The 16,546-nt window shown below is 35.6% G+C and carries 14 protein-coding genes; 5 read left to right on the forward strand and 9 right to left on the reverse strand.

Annotated elements, in window-relative coordinates; genetic code table 11:
• Position 1: 1 nt before the first annotated feature.
• The 7 genes from J2Z60_RS04880 to ezrA all read right to left on the reverse strand — a co-directional run bounded on the left by J2Z60_RS04880 (position 2) and on the right by ezrA (position 11,014).
• The gene (locus J2Z60_RS04880) at positions 2-1,243 is read right to left on the reverse strand and encodes a bifunctional folylpolyglutamate synthase/dihydrofolate synthase (RefSeq protein ID WP_209686557.1); all 1,242 of its coding nucleotides are present in this window, start codon (positions 1,241-1,243) and stop codon (positions 2-4) included.
• On the reverse strand, positions 1,243-3,882 hold the full coding sequence (locus J2Z60_RS04885; protein ID WP_209686558.1) for a valine--tRNA ligase: 2,640 nt from the start codon (positions 3,880-3,882) through the stop codon (positions 1,243-1,245). The genes J2Z60_RS04880 and J2Z60_RS04885 overlap by 1 nt, the downstream gene beginning before the upstream one ends.
• 263 nt (positions 3,883-4,145) lie before the next feature.
• The gene (locus tag J2Z60_RS04890) at positions 4,146-5,864 is read right to left on the reverse strand and encodes a cell division protein (RefSeq protein ID WP_209686559.1); all 1,719 of its coding nucleotides are present in this window, start codon (positions 5,862-5,864) and stop codon (positions 4,146-4,148) included.
• A gap of 183 nt (positions 5,865-6,047) precedes the next feature.
• Positions 6,048-6,758, reverse strand: coding sequence for a pseudouridine synthase (locus J2Z60_RS04895; RefSeq protein WP_209686560.1), 711 nt, complete (start codon positions 6,756-6,758; stop codon positions 6,048-6,050).
• A gap of 48 nt (positions 6,759-6,806) precedes the next feature.
• On the reverse strand, positions 6,807-8,024 hold the full coding sequence (gene thiI, locus J2Z60_RS04900) for a tRNA uracil 4-sulfurtransferase ThiI (RefSeq protein ID WP_209686561.1): 1,218 nt from the start codon (positions 8,022-8,024) through the stop codon (positions 6,807-6,809).
• A 9-nt stretch (positions 8,025-8,033) separates the two neighbouring features.
• Complete coding sequence (locus J2Z60_RS04905) at positions 8,034-9,188, reverse strand: cysteine desulfurase family protein (RefSeq protein WP_209686562.1); 1,155 nt, start codon at positions 9,186-9,188, stop codon at positions 8,034-8,036.
• An 83-nt stretch (positions 9,189-9,271) separates the two neighbouring features.
• Positions 9,272-11,014: a septation ring formation regulator EzrA gene (gene ezrA, locus J2Z60_RS04910; protein WP_209686563.1), complete on the reverse strand. Its 1,743-nt coding sequence runs from the start codon at positions 11,012-11,014 to the stop codon at positions 9,272-9,274.
• 286 nt (positions 11,015-11,300) lie between these two features.
• Between ezrA and rpsD the strand changes: the two genes are divergently transcribed.
• The 5 genes from rpsD to J2Z60_RS04935 all read left to right on the forward strand — a co-directional run bounded on the left by rpsD (position 11,301) and on the right by J2Z60_RS04935 (position 14,918).
• Positions 11,301-11,912 carry a 30S ribosomal protein S4 gene (gene rpsD / locus J2Z60_RS04915; RefSeq protein ID WP_209686564.1) on the forward strand — a complete coding sequence of 204 codons (612 nt, stop codon included), beginning with the start codon at positions 11,301-11,303 and terminating at the stop codon, positions 11,910-11,912.
• Between the two features lie 111 nt (positions 11,913-12,023).
• Entirely contained in the window at positions 12,024-12,497 is a 474-nt protein-coding gene (locus tag J2Z60_RS04920; protein WP_209686565.1) for a YueI family protein, read from the forward strand.
• A 2-nt stretch (positions 12,498-12,499) separates the two neighbouring features.
• Positions 12,500-13,813: a replication-associated recombination protein A gene (locus J2Z60_RS04925; RefSeq protein ID WP_209686566.1), complete on the forward strand. Its 1,314-nt coding sequence runs from the start codon at positions 12,500-12,502 to the stop codon at positions 13,811-13,813.
• Positions 13,814-14,104: 291 nt separating this feature from the next.
• Entirely contained in the window at positions 14,105-14,389 is a 285-nt protein-coding gene (locus J2Z60_RS04930) for a hypothetical protein (protein WP_209686567.1), read from the forward strand.
• A gap of 52 nt (positions 14,390-14,441) precedes the next feature.
• Positions 14,442-14,918 (forward strand): universal stress protein, encoded by a 477-nt coding sequence (locus tag J2Z60_RS04935; protein WP_209686568.1) that lies wholly within the window; start codon positions 14,442-14,444, stop codon positions 14,916-14,918.
• A gap of 181 nt (positions 14,919-15,099) precedes the next feature.
• On the opposite strand, the gene J2Z60_RS04940 is transcribed toward J2Z60_RS04935, so the two are convergent.
• The gene (locus J2Z60_RS04940; protein WP_209686569.1) at positions 15,100-16,293 is read right to left on the reverse strand and encodes an FtsW/RodA/SpoVE family cell cycle protein; all 1,194 of its coding nucleotides are present in this window, start codon (positions 16,291-16,293) and stop codon (positions 15,100-15,102) included.
• A 23-nt stretch (positions 16,294-16,316) separates the two neighbouring features.
• Complete coding sequence (locus J2Z60_RS04945; RefSeq protein ID WP_209686570.1) at positions 16,317-16,544, reverse strand: DUF2969 domain-containing protein; 228 nt, start codon at positions 16,542-16,544, stop codon at positions 16,317-16,319.
• Between the last annotated feature and the right edge of the window lie 2 nt (positions 16,545-16,546).

The following is a 16,546-nucleotide window of genomic DNA, read 5'->3' on the forward strand; positions in this document are numbered from 1 at the left end:
ATTAATTACCTTCCAAATAGTTTAAAACAGCGCCAACCAAATAAAACGAGCCAGTTATAACTAAAGTATCATCTGCATTTAGTTCTTCTTTAGCAGTTTCAAAAGCCTGTCGATAATCAGAAATATACTCCGATTTCTCTTGAATATTTAATGGGAAGTCTTTCTTTTCAGCGGCACGAGGATAATCTATCCTAGTTAAAATAATTCTTTCATTTGGCTTAAACAAAGCAAAGACTTCTTGCAAGTCTTTATCCTTCATCATTCCAATCAAAAAATGCAATTGTCCTGAGGTATGCTTCCTAACAAAGGTTAATAAATTACTTACAGCCTGGATATTATGAGCACCATCTGCAATTATTAAGGGTGTTTCATTCAAAATCTGATACCGTCCTGGAATTTGAGTTTGATTAATTGCTTGCTCTACTGCTATTTTTGGTAATCTAAAGCCCAATAAAGAGAAAGCCTTTAGACTAACCGCAATGTCATAGCTTTCTACTAAGGGTCGCAGATTAAACTCATAATAATCGCTATCATGATAATAGATCTTTTCTCTGGATTGTACTTTAAACTGCTTCCCTAATTCATATACAGAAGAATGCTCTAACCTAGCCTTACTTAATAAAATATCCCTTACATTACTAGGAATATTCCCTAAAACAAGAGGCTTATTTTTTTTAATAATACCACTTTTTTCATGAGCAATATCCTGGATAGTTGGGCCAATAATCTTTTCATGATCTAGTCCTATAGTCGTTATCACACTAACTTCCGGTACAATTACATTAGTCTTATCATGCTCACCACCAATACCAACTTCAATGACAGCATAATCGCATTTTTTATAAGCAAAAAACCAGAATGCTAAAGCAACTTCAAATTCAAAAGTAACCAAATTAAAGCCTGGATCCTGTCTACGAATATCCCTAATTGCATTAGACACCTGTTTAAAACCAGTAACCAGTTCTTGATTACTAATATCTTGACCATTAACTTGGATACGTTCATTAAACTTCATAATGTATGGCGATACAAAAAGGCCGGTTTTTTGACCAGCCTTTTGTAATAAATTACTCAAGTAATAAGAAGTCGATCCCTTGCCATTAGTACCTGTTACATGTATGGTCTTAACTTTATCTTGAGGATTATTTAATTTATGTAAGATCTTACGAATATAGGACAAGTCATTTTTTTCATGTAAATGTGGCAAGTGTTCAATCTTTTCAATGACTTCTTGATAATTCATTAGTGACTATCCTTTAATTCTTGAATACGTTGACGAACACCTGCCAGTTGACTTTCGTAATCTGCTAACTTGGTCTTTTCCTTTTCAATGACTGCTTCTGGTGCATGAGCTACAAATCCTTCATTAGAGAGCTTTTTATTTGCGCGTTCAACTTCACTCTCAAGGCGTTTTTCTTCTTTTTCCATTTTGGCAATTTCATCATCAACATTTACCAATTCAGTTAATGGAACAAAAATCTGGGCACCTGAAATAACTGCTGTCTTAGCAAGCTTAGGAGCTTCAATATCAGTAGCAACTTCTAAAGTCTTAGGATGCAAGAAGTTCTCTACATATTCAACATTTTCGTCTAGGATATGCTTATTAGCTGCTTCATCTAGCTGAATTAGAATATCAATCTTAGATGACATTGGTGCATTAACTTCCATACGAATATTACGTACTGCCTTGATTACTTCAATCAAGAAGCCCATTTCTTCATCAGCCTGCTTATTATCGAATTCCTTGTGGATAACTGGATAATCAGCAACCATGATACTCTCGCCATCATGTGGCATTGATAACCATAGTTTTTCAGTTACAAATGGCATAATTGGATGCATCAAACGTAAAATTTGATCTAAAATCCAAATCAAGTTCTCTTGCTTGCGAGTCTTTAATTCTTCATCGTCGCCATTTAGAGCAACTTTAGAAATTTCAATATACCAATCACAGAAGTCATTCCAAATAAAGTTATATAGTTCACGACCCGCTTCACCAAATTGATATTCATCAAATAAACGGGTAACTTCAGCAACAGTGTGGTTCAAACGATCAAAGATCCACTTATCTGCTAAATCAAACTTATCAGTATCTGGCATGTGAGCAGGTTGAGCATCTTCTGGCAAGTTCATAATTACAAAACGACTTGCATTCCAAATCTTGTTGATGAAGTTCCAAGCAGAATCCATCTTAGTATAGCTGAAACGAGTGTCTTGACCAGGAGCAGTACCATTAAGCAAGAACCAACGAAGAGCATCAGCACCATACTTATCAATAACGTCCATTGGATCAATTCCGTTACCAAGAGATTTACTCATCTTGCGGCCTTGTTCATCACGAATTAAACCGTGTAGGACAACATCTTTAAATGGACGCTCTTTAGTAAAGTGAAGACTTTGGAAGATCATTCTGGAAACCCAGAAGAAGATAATATCATAACCAGTAACTAGGGCATTAGTTGGGAAGTAACGCTTAAAGTCGCTACTTTCAGTGTCAGGCCAGCCCATAGTAGAAAATGGCCATAAAGCACTTGAGAACCAAGTATCTAAGACATCTGAATCTTGTTCCCAGTTTTCAATATCTTTAGGAGCCTCTTCGCCTACGTAGGTTTCACCAGTCTTCTTGTTGTACCATGCTGGAATTCGGTGTCCCCACCATAATTGACGAGAGATACACCAATCATGAACATCACTCATCCATTGCTCTAAAGTATGCTCAAATCTGTCAGGAACGAAGTTAACTTTGCCTTCAGCCTTTTGGTTTTCAAGAACTTTATCTGCCAACGGCTTCATCTTAACAAACCATTGTTTAGAAAGACGAGGTTCAACTTGAACTCCAGAACGCTCTGAGTGGCCTACTGAGTGAACAATTGGTTCAACTTTAATTAGGTAACCTTCTTCTTTAAGGTCTTTAACTAATGCCTTACGAGCTTCAAAGCGATCCATACCAGCATATTTACCAGCTTCTTCATTCATGGTACCATCATCATTCATAACGTTAATTCTCTCCAAATTATGACGGTTACCTACTTGGAAGTCGTTAGGGTCATGAGCTGGAGTAATCTTAACCAACCCAGTACCAAATTCTGGATCTACGTGTTGGTCTTCAATAATTGGAATATGACGACCAACAATTGGCAAGATTAGTTCCTTACCAACAATATCCTTGTATCTTTCATCACCAGGAGCTACTGCTACTGCAGTATCACCAAACATAGTTTCTGGACGAGTAGTGGCAATTTCTACGAATCCTGAACCATCAGCAAATGGATACTTAATGTGGTAAAAGGCACCATTATCATCTTTGTGAATAACTTCAATATCGCTTAAGGCTGTCTGAAGAGCTGGATCCCAGTTGATAATATATTCACCACGGTAGATAAGTCCTTCATTATAAAGCTGAACGAAGACCTTCCTAACAGCCTTAGAGAGTCCCTTATCAAGGGTAAATCTTTCTCTAGAGTAGTCTAAAGATAAACCAAGCTTAGACCATTGGCTCTTGATGATACCTGCATATTCATCTTTCCAATCCCAAACTTGCTTCACAAAGGCTTCACGCCCCATTTCATGGCGATCTTTACCTTGGGCGCGAAGCTTAGCTTCAACTTTAGCCTGAGTTGCAATACCAGCATGATCCATTCCTGGAAGATATAAGGCATCATAACCTTGCATACGCTTATAGCGAATTAAGGTATCTTGAATAGCAGTATCCCAAGCATGACCTAGGTGCAACTTACCAGTAACATTTGGTGGCGGGATAACAATTGAATATGGGTGAGCTTTCTTATCACCTGATGGCTTGAATAAATCTTCATCAAGCCAAGTCTGATATCTACCCTTTTCAACCTCTGTTGGGTTATATTTAGGTGCTAAATCTGTCATTAAAATTCCTCCATAAAAAAAGCCCCAGACATAATGTCTAGGACGATTCACTAACCGCGGTACCACCTATATTAAGTGCATTAGCACTTCTCTTATAAGCGATAACGGTGCTGAAGTGTCCGAGTAGACCTACTTAAAGTTCAATCTACTAGCTAATCAAGCTACTAGTTACTCTCCAGCCTCTCAGCGTTGTGACCTTTCTCTGTTAATGAAAGTAACACCTCTTGATTGTTGCTTTGTTTATGATTATAGCATTTTACTAGCTAAGAAAAAAGATGCTTACTTCGATGAAAAGATTTTTTAATACCATAAACTAACAACCATAGCCAAGATAAGATGCTAAGCCACATTAAGATCCAAAACCAAGTTGGAGCTATAAAATATAATATAGCTGAATTACTACCAACTCCACTTTGAACATATGGCTGATAAATCTTATTCTTAGTTACATCGGTTGCATCTTTGCCATTAACTATTAAATGCGATTGACTATACATCACAATCGGTAAGTAACGTTTCTTAGTATTTTTACTTTGCCAAAAAAGATATAACCTATCACCTTTAACCTTATACTTATAATACTTTAGTTGCTTTAGTACTTGCTGTTCAAAAATATCATTAGTTGCTGATGTCTTAGCTGGTAAGTAATCAGGTTGCGCTCGTAATGATAGGTCTAGTAATTTTCGACTATTAGTTTTATACAGAATATTTCTGAACTGAACACGATCCTTCGGCATCTTATAGTAATTACCATTGGTAATTACTTTACTATCATTAAGGTATATGTCAACAAAAAACTTATTGTAATTTCTGGTAATCGCGACATTTTGCTTTACCATTAAGATTAATACAATAAACGCTAATATCTTTGCCTTGAGACCATACTTTAAATTCAGGTGCGTTAATGTAATACCAATTGCCATAAAAATCAACGGCCATATTCCTATCGATAAGCGATATGGGAATTGAATCGAAGCCCTAAACTTTGGATATTTAGCCTGAAGTCTAAACCAAGGCATTAAACGTGAAGCAACAATCAGCCAAAATACCGCAACACTTGTAGCTAAAGTATTAAGAGGTATCTTCTTAAAATGAAATAGAATATATACTGCCTGTAAGATAATTACTATTGCAGTACTCAATAGAAGTGCAGCATGAAAGTTCTGATCAGAAACTATCTTAAAAGCATATCCTCTTAAAGAGTGAGCATTCGGTAGAGCTAAATTATTACTACGATAAAGTAACAACATTGCACCCCAAATATTCGCCGTTAGCAAAATTGCAAGCCCGATAGACTTTAAACAAGATATAATCATTTCTTTCTTGTCAATAGTCTTAATTAATCCATAAATAGCAAACGGAATAATCGTAATGGTTAACATCAAAGTTGACCACAAGTGTATTTGAGCTATGATAGACATTATTAGCGCTAATTGTAGCCAATGAATTGGGCGCTTGTGGTCTTGAACCATATTCACAGCCTGAATGATCACTAGTGGTGCTAATGCACCGCCCCAGCCCATAAAATTAAATCTTTCAAAAGAAACAACAAAGTTGCTCTCTGTGTAAATTAAGCTCAATAATAAGGCAATCCACTTATTAGTCTTAACCTTCAGGCTTAACTGATACATTGATATGGCACCAATAAGATGAACAGCTATAATTGATATAATCTCAAACCGATACCAAGTACCACATATAAGTAGTAATATTCCATTTAAATAAGCAAAAAATGGTCCATAAATTGCATTGAACACGCGACCAGTACGATACAGACCATAATTCATCTGAAAATAAGAATAATTTCCAGTTTTAATCTGCGCCATTGCATCATAAAAACGCTGAAAATGAATCATTGTATCACTACCAACAACCGTCGCTCGATTAACTAGTTGATAGCTGATACCATATATAATTACTAATAGCATAATTATATACGGTAAACATGCTAATATATAATTTTTAATTTTATCTTTTGGCACTAATCCATTTCTCCTATTTTTAATTTTCTCAAGATTAGTGTACTACAGTTTAGAAAATCTAAAAAATAAGCCTAGTTTATTTTTATATTGCATATAACTTCAAATGTTTAATCAATAACATCTTGTCTACTTGCATTTGTTAATAATCATTGAGCATTTGATCAAAACCTGATGAACTATCCTTCAGCGAATATGTTCAACTTCATCTAAGCTTAATTCACGATATTGACCACGTTTCAAATCTTTATCAAGTTTCAAATTGCCCATTTGTAATCTTTCAAGTTCTAATACCTTCATACCGCAAGCGCCGAACATACGCTTAATTTGATGGTACTTGCCCTCACTGATATTAACTTCGATCCTAGCTTGTTCTTGATCAGGATATTTTTCTAAAATAGTGAGTTCTGCTGGCTTCAATTTAGTACCATCAGCTAAAGACATTCCACTTGCAAATGTTGCTACAGTCCTCTCATCTGGCATCCCTGTAATAAGCGCACGATATATCTTGTTAATGTGTTTTTTAGGAGCTAATAATTCATGTGTCAACTGACCATCATTAGTTAGCATCAATAAGCCAGTAGTATCCTTATCCAATCTACCTACTGGTGCTATTCCTTGATATTGATCTTTTTTTCTTAGTAGGTCAATTACAGTATTCTGGCTCTTATCTTCAGTTGCTGACAAGACCCCTTTTGGCTTATTTAATAAGAAATAGTGATATTTTTGGTAAGTAATTTTCTGTCCATCAACTAAAACTTCATCTTTTTCGTTCACTTTTTCTTTGGGAGTCTTAGCTTTTTGACCATTGATAGTCACAATTCCCTGCTTAATTAGTTTATGAACTTCAGATCGTGAGCCAACATTCATATTTGCCAAATATTTATCGATTCTCATTTTATTTCCCTTTTATATAAAAAACGCGACAATTCTGTCGCGTTAATTTTACAATAATTCAGCGTCTTCTGCTGCCTTATCATTTAAGAACTTTTCATTTGGATAAATTGGTGTTACTTCAATACCATCCATTGCACGCTGTAATAGCCCATCAACATCAAGTCTAGCTTCAAGCTTTCTAGCCTCTTCTAGCTTAGGCTTAGTCTTAGGACGTGGCGGAGCAAAGATAGTACAGCAATCCTCAAATGGCTTTATTGATAAATCAAAAGTACCAATATCCTCAGCTAACTTAATAATCTCTGTCTTATCCATAGTAGCTACTGGACGAATAACCGGAGTAGTAGTCACATCATTAATTGCTGCCATTGATTCCAAAGTCTGTGAAGCAACCTGACCAACAGATTCACCATTGAAGATAGCAAGACCACCACGTTTAGCACGAATCATATCAGCCAAACGCAACATGAATCGACGCTGAATTGTCATCAAGTAACCTTCCGGTAACTTCTCCTTAATTTGTTCTTGAATTTCAGCAAATGGAACCGCAATAAAATTAATCTTTCCAGAATAATTAGCCAAAATTCCAGCTAACTCCTTAGCCTTAGCTAATGCCTTGTCACTAGTATAAGGAGGACTGAAGAAATGAACCATTTCAATATCTACACCACGTTTAAGTGCTAGATATGAGGCTACTGGAGAATCAATACCACCTGATAACATCATTACTGCCTTTCCGGCACTGCCAACAGGCATCCCTCCGGCACCTTTAATCAATTGGTTAGAAATATAGATAGCATCTTTTCTAACTTCAATGCGCAAGACCAAGTCAGGCTTCTTCATCTTAACCTTAAGATTATCCATATTATCGAATAAGTAATCGCCAATCATTTCATTCATTTGGTTAGTATCATATTCGAATTCATGATCACTACGACGAGTATTAACCTTAAAAGTCATTCCATCTTTAAAAGTTGCCTGCATTAATTCTAGCGCTGTCTTTTTTACAGCTTCAATATCTCTTTCAACTTTAACAGTTGGAGAATAAGTTTGAATACCAAAGACACGCTTAAGACGATTATCAATCTTTTCAAATGATGCACCATTTAGCACAATGTGCAAGCGATCATGTTTAGGATGGATCTCAATTTCAGGGAAATCATTGAGCAATCTAGTAATATTACCAGCTAGACGACCAATGAAGTCCTTACGGTTTTTACCTTTAGTAGAGAGTTCGCCATAGCGAACCATTACTTCTGTATATTGCATTATTTCACCTTACTTTAAATGATTAATCTTTGCAAAATGATTATAAATCTTATCAAATACTTCAATAAATTGTACGGCTTCTTCAACAGTATTACTTGGATCAAAGCTCAAACGAATTGCACCTGTAGCAATATCATCAGGTACCTTCATTGAATTAAGGGTACCACTTTCAATACCGCTTCTTGAAGAACAAGCACTAGTAGTAGAAACAAAAATATCCTTTGATTCTAAGGTATGAACTAGTGTCTCACCACGAATTCCTTCCATACCCAAGCAAAGAATGCTCGGAACAAAATTATCGTTTATTGGTGAAAAAATATGCAAACCTGGCTTGTCTTTTAAATAGTTAATAATTTTAGTCTTAACAGCGAGCTCTTTTTCTGCGTTTTTCTTTTCGTCTTCAAGATACAAGCGCATTGCCTTTGCAGTTGCAGCAATTCCAGCTAAATTCTCAGTACTTGAACGCAGCCCCTTCTCTTGACCACCACCATCAATTAGTGGATCAATCATCTTGCCTTCTTTTTTGTAGAGGATACCAACGCCACGAGGGGCGTGGAACTTATGAGCCGATAAACTCATCAAGTCAACACGAGGAGTAAATACTTCATCCCAGATATTCTTACCAAGTGCCTGAACATTGTCAACATGGAAAGTTACATTAGGATAATCTGCTAGAATTTCACTAACTTCTTTAATAGGCTGAATTGAGCCGATCTCATTATTAACGCCCATAATTGAAACTAAAATAGTTTCACGATCCAGTGCCGCCTTTAAATCCTCAGGGTTAATCCGCCCAGTCTTATCAACTGGTAACATTGTCACACGAAAGCCTTGCTTTTCTAGAGCACGTACACTATTAGCTACACCAGCATGTTCAATGCTAGACGTAATAATATGATTGCCAAAATCCTTCTTAGCTAATGCTGTCCCTTTAATTGCCCAGTTATCAGATTCACTGCCGCTTGAAGTAAAGAAAATTTCATCTTGCTTAACACCAAGCAAATTAGCAATCTGCTTCCTAGAAGCTTCTAATAACTGATGGGAACGATCACCCATCTTATGAAGACTTGAAGGATTGCCCCAAATCTGTGTAGCAACCTTATCAAACGTATCCAGTGATTCAGGATAAATTTGAGTAGTTGCACTGTTATCAAAATAAATCATGCACTTTCCTCCAAAAAAACGGTCATTAAAAATGACCGTTTAATCAATAAATTTATCTTACCTTAAGTAAGCAAAAATTTCAATTATTCATCATCCTCTTGCTCAGCAAGTTCCCTTTCCTTTTTATCAGCATAGTATTCTTGCTCAAGTCGTTGGAATGATCCCGGTTCAGATTTTTCAATTGCAGTAGCAATTGTATCAAGAGCTTCTTGATATTCATATTCATTTTGGTATAAATTATAAGTTTCTTTACGAGCTTTTTTAATTTCAGGATCATTTAAGAATTTATTGGAGTACTGCATTGTCAATTCAACCAAATCAGCAGAACTTAAAATTTCTTCTGCTTCTTTTTTAAGACGTTCAATATCTTCTTGAATTTGAATTAATTCATCAGAAATATGTTCCATATTTATTCTGACTTGTTTCAATTCATTACTAGTTTTGGTTATCTCATTGACAACTAAAGTATACATTTGTACAAAGCTTTCTGGCTTTCCAGGTAGGCTTCTTCTCTCCAATTTACGATAAATTAATGAAACTTCTTGCTTAAACTTTTCAATCGAATCGTTAGCAACAGCTTCAGCATCAAATAAGCCATCAACATCTTGTGAAATTTGCTTTTCACGTTGATCAATCTCTTCCAACTTCTTTAACAAGTCAAGCCACTTGTTTTGGATTTCTGAATATACACCCTCACCGTCAGCTATCTTTTGACAATCTGTGCCAAATTCTACATTCAAGTGGTTGACCTCACTTTCTAAAGTCTTTGCCTCTTGCAATTCACCATGGGTTAACTCATAGCTTTCATCAATATGCTGCAGCTTAGTTACCAACTGCGATGAATTATGTGCACTATGTCCTAATAGCTCAACTATCTTATCTTGGTTCTTATCTACGAAAGGCCTAGCCTTAAATTCCTTAGTTAAGATGCTATATAAATTATCAATTTGACTAGCTATAATCTCATTATTCTTATTCGCAGAGTCAATGTTCATCTCACCCAAAGTAGTGAAATTCTTATCAATCTGATCGTAGATATTCTTTACTTCATCTAAGATATTTACTTCCTTAATCTTATACTTTTCCTTGACCATCTTCTTATAAGTATCATTGATTTCTTCTAATTGTTCCGGAAAAGTATTCTTTAAATCATTATCTAGTTCTTTAATCTTAGGAAGTTGTTTCTTTAATAGCCTAAGTTCTTCATCAATTTGATTCAATACTCGTTTGGCCTCGACATGATCTCCTTGAGCAGAGAGATTTTTAACTGAATCAAATTTACTCTCCATTGTAGTGAGCTTATCTTCAATCTTATCAAGTGCTACTTCATAATTATACGACTTAGCTAATACTTCCTTCCTCATCTCCTGATATTCTTTAAGCAAGGATGCATATTGAACTTGATTATCATGATTTGATTCAAGTAATTCAGTGAAGACTTTTTTGCTTTCTTTTAGATTTTTGTGAGCACGTAAGCTAAGTTCTTGGGCTTCGCTAGCTGTCTTTTTAGCTTTAAATAAACTATAGCGAGCATTCTCAGCAACACCGCGTTCAAGCAATTGATGTAATGTAGCAACATCTTGTGTTTCTACACTATCGTAGGTCTTCTTCCATTCATTAAAAGTAGCAAGACTTTTACCAGCTAGATCCATCTTATCTAGGCGCTTAATATCTTCCTTAATAGATGCATCATTTAAATCAGCACTATCTCGTTCTACTTTATCCAGCTTATTAGTATTCGATTTATTAATTACCACTGCTGTAGTGACAGCAACAATAATCGCAATGATAATTACTATAATTGTTATTGATAGTCCAGATGACATAATTTCCTCCAAATTTTCTGATTTTATTATAGCAAAAAAATTGATTAAGAAGTATTTAAAAAATACATAGTTTCACTTGATTTAAGCACCTTTTATCTCTATAATAGACGACGTGTAAAATATTTGCAGCAATAAGTGACAAGAACGTCAACATCTTAAGACGTTTAGTGAACGAGTAACCCGCCGCTGCACTGGGCGAAATATGCAACTTAAGATGCACGAATGTTGAACTTATTCCTTATATTTTACTCCAGAAATTTGTAATATTTTATGGAGGATTTTTTATATGTCAAGATATACTGGCCCAAGTTGGAAGCGTTCAAGACGTTTAGGTATTTCTCTTTCCGGTACTGGTAAGGAACTTAGCCGTCGTAACTATGCACCTGGTGATCATGGCCCTAATAATCGTGCTAAGGTTTCAGAATATGGTCAACAATTAAAAGAAAAGCAAAAGTTACGTTGGATGTTTGGCTTGAACGAACGTCAATTCCAAAACTTATTCATCCGTGCTGGTAAGATCCGTGAAGGTAAGCACGGTGTTAACTTTATGGCTTTACTTGAAAGTCGTTTAGACAATATCGTTTATCGTTTAGGATTGGCTGTTACTAGAGAACAAGCTCGTCAACTTGTTAACCATGGTCACATCTTAGTAAACGGCAAACGTGTTGACATTCCTTCTTACGAAGTTAAGCCTGGTGACGAAGTAAGCTTAAGAGAAAAATCAAAGAACTTACAACAAGTTAAGGATGCTCTTGAAGCAGTTACTGCTCGTCCCGCATTCGTATCATTTGACGAAAGTAAGATGACTGGTACTTTAGTACGTCTTCCAGAACGTGATGAAATGGAACCTGAAATTGACGAAGCCCTTGTTGTTGAATGGTACAACAAGAAACTTTAATTTTTTGGCTTCTATTACAAGTCCCTCCCTGTGGGTGGGGCTTTTTTTTGCCCAAAATTTCTTAAAATTGTTACACTAGTAAGTGTAATAATTTTATAAGAGGTGACAATTATGACTGAAGATTTAAATCAAAGATTAGAGCAAGCATCTCTAAATGGAGGCGTTCCACAAACTAAGCCTGATGAAAGGCGACGATTCTTAGGTTCATTGAGAGAACGAGCTTTAGTTAGGATGACTGTTGCACAAACTCAACAAGACAAATGGCAAAAAGTATTCTTAGATCATCTTAAAGATTATCAAGACTATACTATCTTAATTAATGGAAAGATGCCCCAGAATAACTTTATTAGTAAATTAATGGGTGATTGTGCTTCACTTAACGAAAAATTTACAATCGTTAGTGATAATACTGCTCAAACTGATCCTGATGCAACCGGTGTTCTAGTAGTATCCCAAAGCGCTATTAACAGAATGAGAATTGAAATTAACCAGGTCTATGCTCCTGAATTCCCTACCGAAAAACTAGCAGCGCCTAAGAAACATAAACACAACATATTAGAAAAAATATTTGGTAAAAAAGATTAATCATGCAACCATTAGCATATAGAATGCGGCCTACGAATTTAGATGAAGTTGTTGGCCAGCAGCATCTCGTAGGACCTGGAAAAATTATTCGTCGTATGGTCGAAGCCAAATTACTGTCCTCTATAATTTTATATGGACCACCTGGCATCGGTAAGACTAGTATTGCCAGCGCAATTGCTGGTTCGACTAAATACGCCTTTAGGAAGTTAAATGCCGCCACTGATAGTAAAAAAGACCTTCAAATTGTAGCTGAAGAAGGTAAGATGAGCGGTACTGTTATCTTACTTTTAGACGAAATTCATCGTTTAGATAAAATTAAGCAAGATTTCCTACTCCCCTTACTTGAATCAGGCCAGATTATCCTCATTGGTGCTACAACAGAGAATCCTTACATCTCTATCTCTCCTGCTATTCGGTCACGGTGTCAAATTTTTGAGTTGCAGCGCTTAGCAGAAGCAGATGTCAGCAAGGCAATCAATCGGGCTCTTTTAGATAAAGACAAGGGCTTAGGAAAATATAATATTGAACTTACCGACGACGCGCGTAAGATTTTAATTGAAAAAGGCAATGGCGATCTGCGATCAACATTAAATGGGCTAGAATTAGCTGTTGTCTCTACTAAGCAAGAATTAGAAAATGCTGGCAAAGAAACAAGCAAAATTACTATTAGCAAGACTGAAATGGCTGATTCTTTGCAAATGAAAAGCCAAGATTATGACAGTCATGGTGATAGTCATTACGACTTGATATCTGCTTTTCAAAAATCAATTCGAGGCTCTGATACTGATGCTGCTTTGTATTATCTAGCACAGTTATGTGAATCAGGCGACTTGATCTCAATCTGTCGCAGACTTACAGTTATTGCTTACGAAGATATTGGCTTAGCTAATCCACCAGCTTGTCAACGCGCCATCACTGCTATTCAGGCTTCCCAAACCATTGGCCTGCCTGAAGCTAGGATTGCTTTAGCTAACGCAGTAATTGAACTGTGCTTATCTCCTAAAAGTAATAGCGCAATTACGGCAATTGATAAAGCAATTGATGACGTTAGAAATAAAAAGAATGATCCAATTCCCAACAGCTTAAAAGATGCTCACTATCTAGGTGCTAAAAAATTAAATCATGGTGTTTCTTACATTTATCCCCACTCTTATCCTAATGATTGGATTCCACAACAGTATTTGCCAACTAACTTAGTAGGCTCTTCTTACTTTAATCCTAAAGGTAACTCTAAATTCGAACAAGCTCTTAAAAATCAATATCATAGCTTAAAAAAAATGCAGTCCGATGGTCTAAGAAAAAATAGCCACGGTTAAATTTATTGACAAGAAGACATAATTTGCTAAAATATATTATGGTCTGAGTTGATCGTGAAGTTTAATAATAAAGTTGACCGATCAAACAATAGACGTTGGAACTTATGAATAACTACCGAATCGGAATGCTAGCTAGTTCTAGAATCCATATTCGCTGCGACATAGGTTCAAATTTTGAACACTGCGGGTTCAACAAGCGTCATTATTCGAATCGTCAACTCAGATTTCTTTTGAATTTCAAAAAGCGGCTTCGGCCGCTTTTTTCATATCAAATTTATCTGGAGAATTTTTATGACAGTAAAGATTTTAATGCTTATATTTATTATTTTTCTTTTCTTAACTGCTTGGTATTACTTCTTCGCCCTTAACCAAGAGAAGTTCATAATTTTTGATATTAGTCAGAACTACAAGATAAAAAGACTAATTAAAACGACCGCTATTAGCTTGATAATAATGGGATTTATTGGGGTTATTATTTTATTCACGCTAAGTAAATATTATAATTTCATTACCCTATTTATCAGTGCTGTAATTATGACTATCTTTTCTTTCAGATTTACTAATTTAAATAATTAGTTTGAATTGCCCAATTTTTGGTAAAATATAAGTGAGAAAGGTGGTCAACATCATGTTAAAACAATATAAACACATTCAAGTTGCAGTTGATGGCTCAAAAGAAGCTGAGGTTGCCTTCAATAAAGCTGTAGAAGTTGCTAAGAGAAATGGAGCCAAGCTTGAAATCTTGCATGTAGTCGATACACGAGCATTCCAAGATGTTTCTAGCTTCGATTCTGCAATGGTTGAACAAGTTTCAAAAGAAGCTCAAGATAAGATTAAGGACTATTACCAAAGCGCTTTAGATACTGGAGTTAAAGAAGTTAACTATTCAATAGAATTTGGTTCACCTAAAAATATCATCGCTCATTCCTTCCCGGATAAACATGATATAGATTTAATTATCCTGGGTGCTACCGGTTTAAATGCAGTCGAAAGATTATTGATTGGTAGTGTCACTGAATACGTAACTAGAACTTCAGAGTACGATGTGCTGGTAATTCGTCAACCTGAAGCTCAAAAAGCAGATATTCAAAAGAATCAAGAATAAAAACAAAAAATACAGTAGAAGTTAAAATTCTACTGTATTTTTGTCTTTATTTAGACTTTCCTGACAGGAGTTCTGGTCTCTGAGCTAGTTCTACATAAAATGTATTTTATTCCCACATAAAAAGCAACATATCTAAAAGATAAGTTGCTATCATGATATTATAAAGGCTTTATTAATTTAATCAAAAGTCACCAGCGGTACTAAACATATAATCTCTATGGTGCCATTTCATTGATAGGATTAATCCTACACCTACCATATTACTTAATAAGGCCGATCCACCTTGAGAAACAAATGGTAACGGAATACCTGTTAATGGTAAAACATCAATACCCATGCCAATATTTTCAAAAATATGGAATAAGAGCATCATGATGATACCAGTAGAAATATAAGAATAAAAGGCATTCCTAGTTTCAAAGGTAATATCTACCATCTTATAAATTAAGTAAAAGTAAATCAAAATTAAGGCACAACTACCTACAAAACCAAACGATTCCGCAATGACAGAGAATATCATATCTGACGTTCTAACTGGTACATAGACGCTTACTTTACCAAAACCTGCACCAAATAGTTGACCTGATCCAATAGCCTTCATACTCTGCCATAACTGGTAGGCTCCAGATGAAGTATCTGCATAAGGTCTTAACCATGAATTAATTCTTTGAAATTGATATGCCTTAAAGCCAAAATTGCCTAAAACCACTTGGCCCCAATCAGTAGTAACAAGCAATATTGCAGTAGCTCCAATAGCTGCAGCCACTATTGCAACTGGAACAATAATCTTCCAAGAAATTCCTGAAACTAAAATTACTCCTACTACGATTGCAAAGAATACCAGCATAGTTCCAAAGTCATTTTGCAACTTCAGTAACACTGCCACTGGAAGCAACCATGCGGCAATCTTTGCCAGTAAAATCCAATCATTTTTGATTGTATGTGAGTACAAGGCATTATGCTTTTCAACGACACGGGCCAACATTAGGATAAATGCTGGCTTCATAATCTCTGATGGTTGGAACGTTAGTGGCCCTAGCTTAAACCAACTCTTAGCACCTGTACTTTGAAAAGTTTCTCGGTTATACAAAAACAATACAGCAATTAAAAGTACTATCCCCACACCGTAAACTATCGGTGCGACTCGATATAATTGATCTGCATCAAATTGCATCACAAAAATAATTAAAACAACTGATATTACATACCAAATTGCTTGCGAAGCTACCATCTTAACTGGTGAACCCACTGAGGAATCATTAGCTGCGGCAACCCAAATTGCATATAAACTAATAACAGCTAGTATTGCAACTGGGATAGCTATGCCCCATGCAATTCGATCATACCAAGCTGCTTTTTTTTCAACTTTTGCCATGAATAATTCCTAACTTATTATTTTTATTTTTCGTGTAAAGTGAAGTATGAAAGTAATTCATTAATTGCACTTTCTAGAGTTTTAGAGTAAAGACTGTGCTTATTCTTACTAGATACTGCACGATAGCGTTCCTCAACTTGTTCAATTACACCAATTGAACGCTTACCAGGAATAATTACTTCCCAAGTAGGATTAGCTACACCTTTTTTTTCATTTACTTCAATATCAATACTTTCAAGTTTTCTCGACATAA

The organism is Lactobacillus colini, assembly GCF_017874575.1.
GTDB classification, from domain to species: Bacteria; Bacillota; Bacilli; order Lactobacillales; family Lactobacillaceae; genus Lactobacillus; species Lactobacillus colini.

Coding starts and splice junctions, on each gene's coding strand:
- J2Z60_RS04930 (WP_209686567.1), top strand. CDS start 14,105: ATGACAGTAAAGATTTTAATGCTTATATTTATTATTTTTCTTTTCTTA.
- J2Z60_RS04925 (WP_209686566.1), top strand. CDS start 12,500: ATGCAACCATTAGCATATAGAATGCGGCCTACGAATTTAGATGAAGTT.
- J2Z60_RS04885 (WP_209686558.1), bottom strand. CDS start 3,882: ATGACAGATTTAGCACCTAAATATAACCCAACAGAGGTTGAAAAGGGT.
- J2Z60_RS04895 (WP_209686560.1), bottom strand. CDS start 6,758: ATGAGAATCGATAAATATTTGGCAAATATGAATGTTGGCTCACGATCT.
- J2Z60_RS04940 (WP_209686569.1), bottom strand. CDS start 16,293: ATGGCAAAAGTTGAAAAAAAAGCAGCTTGGTATGATCGAATTGCATGG.
- J2Z60_RS04935 (WP_209686568.1), top strand. CDS start 14,442: ATGTTAAAACAATATAAACACATTCAAGTTGCAGTTGATGGCTCAAAA.
- J2Z60_RS04945 (WP_209686570.1), bottom strand. CDS start 16,544: ATGTCGAGAAAACTTGAAAGTATTGATATTGAAGTAAATGAAAAAAAA.
- J2Z60_RS04880 (WP_209686557.1), bottom strand. CDS start 1,243: ATGAATTATCAAGAAGTCATTGAAAAGATTGAACACTTGCCACATTTA.
- thiI (WP_209686561.1), bottom strand. CDS start 8,024: ATGCAATATACAGAAGTAATGGTTCGCTATGGCGAACTCTCTACTAAA.
- J2Z60_RS04905 (WP_209686562.1), bottom strand. CDS start 9,188: ATGATTTATTTTGATAACAGTGCAACTACTCAAATTTATCCTGAATCA.
- ezrA (WP_209686563.1), bottom strand. CDS start 11,014: ATGTCATCTGGACTATCAATAACAATTATAGTAATTATCATTGCGATT.
- rpsD (WP_209686564.1), top strand. CDS start 11,301: ATGTCAAGATATACTGGCCCAAGTTGGAAGCGTTCAAGACGTTTAGGT.
- J2Z60_RS04920 (WP_209686565.1), top strand. CDS start 12,024: ATGACTGAAGATTTAAATCAAAGATTAGAGCAAGCATCTCTAAATGGA.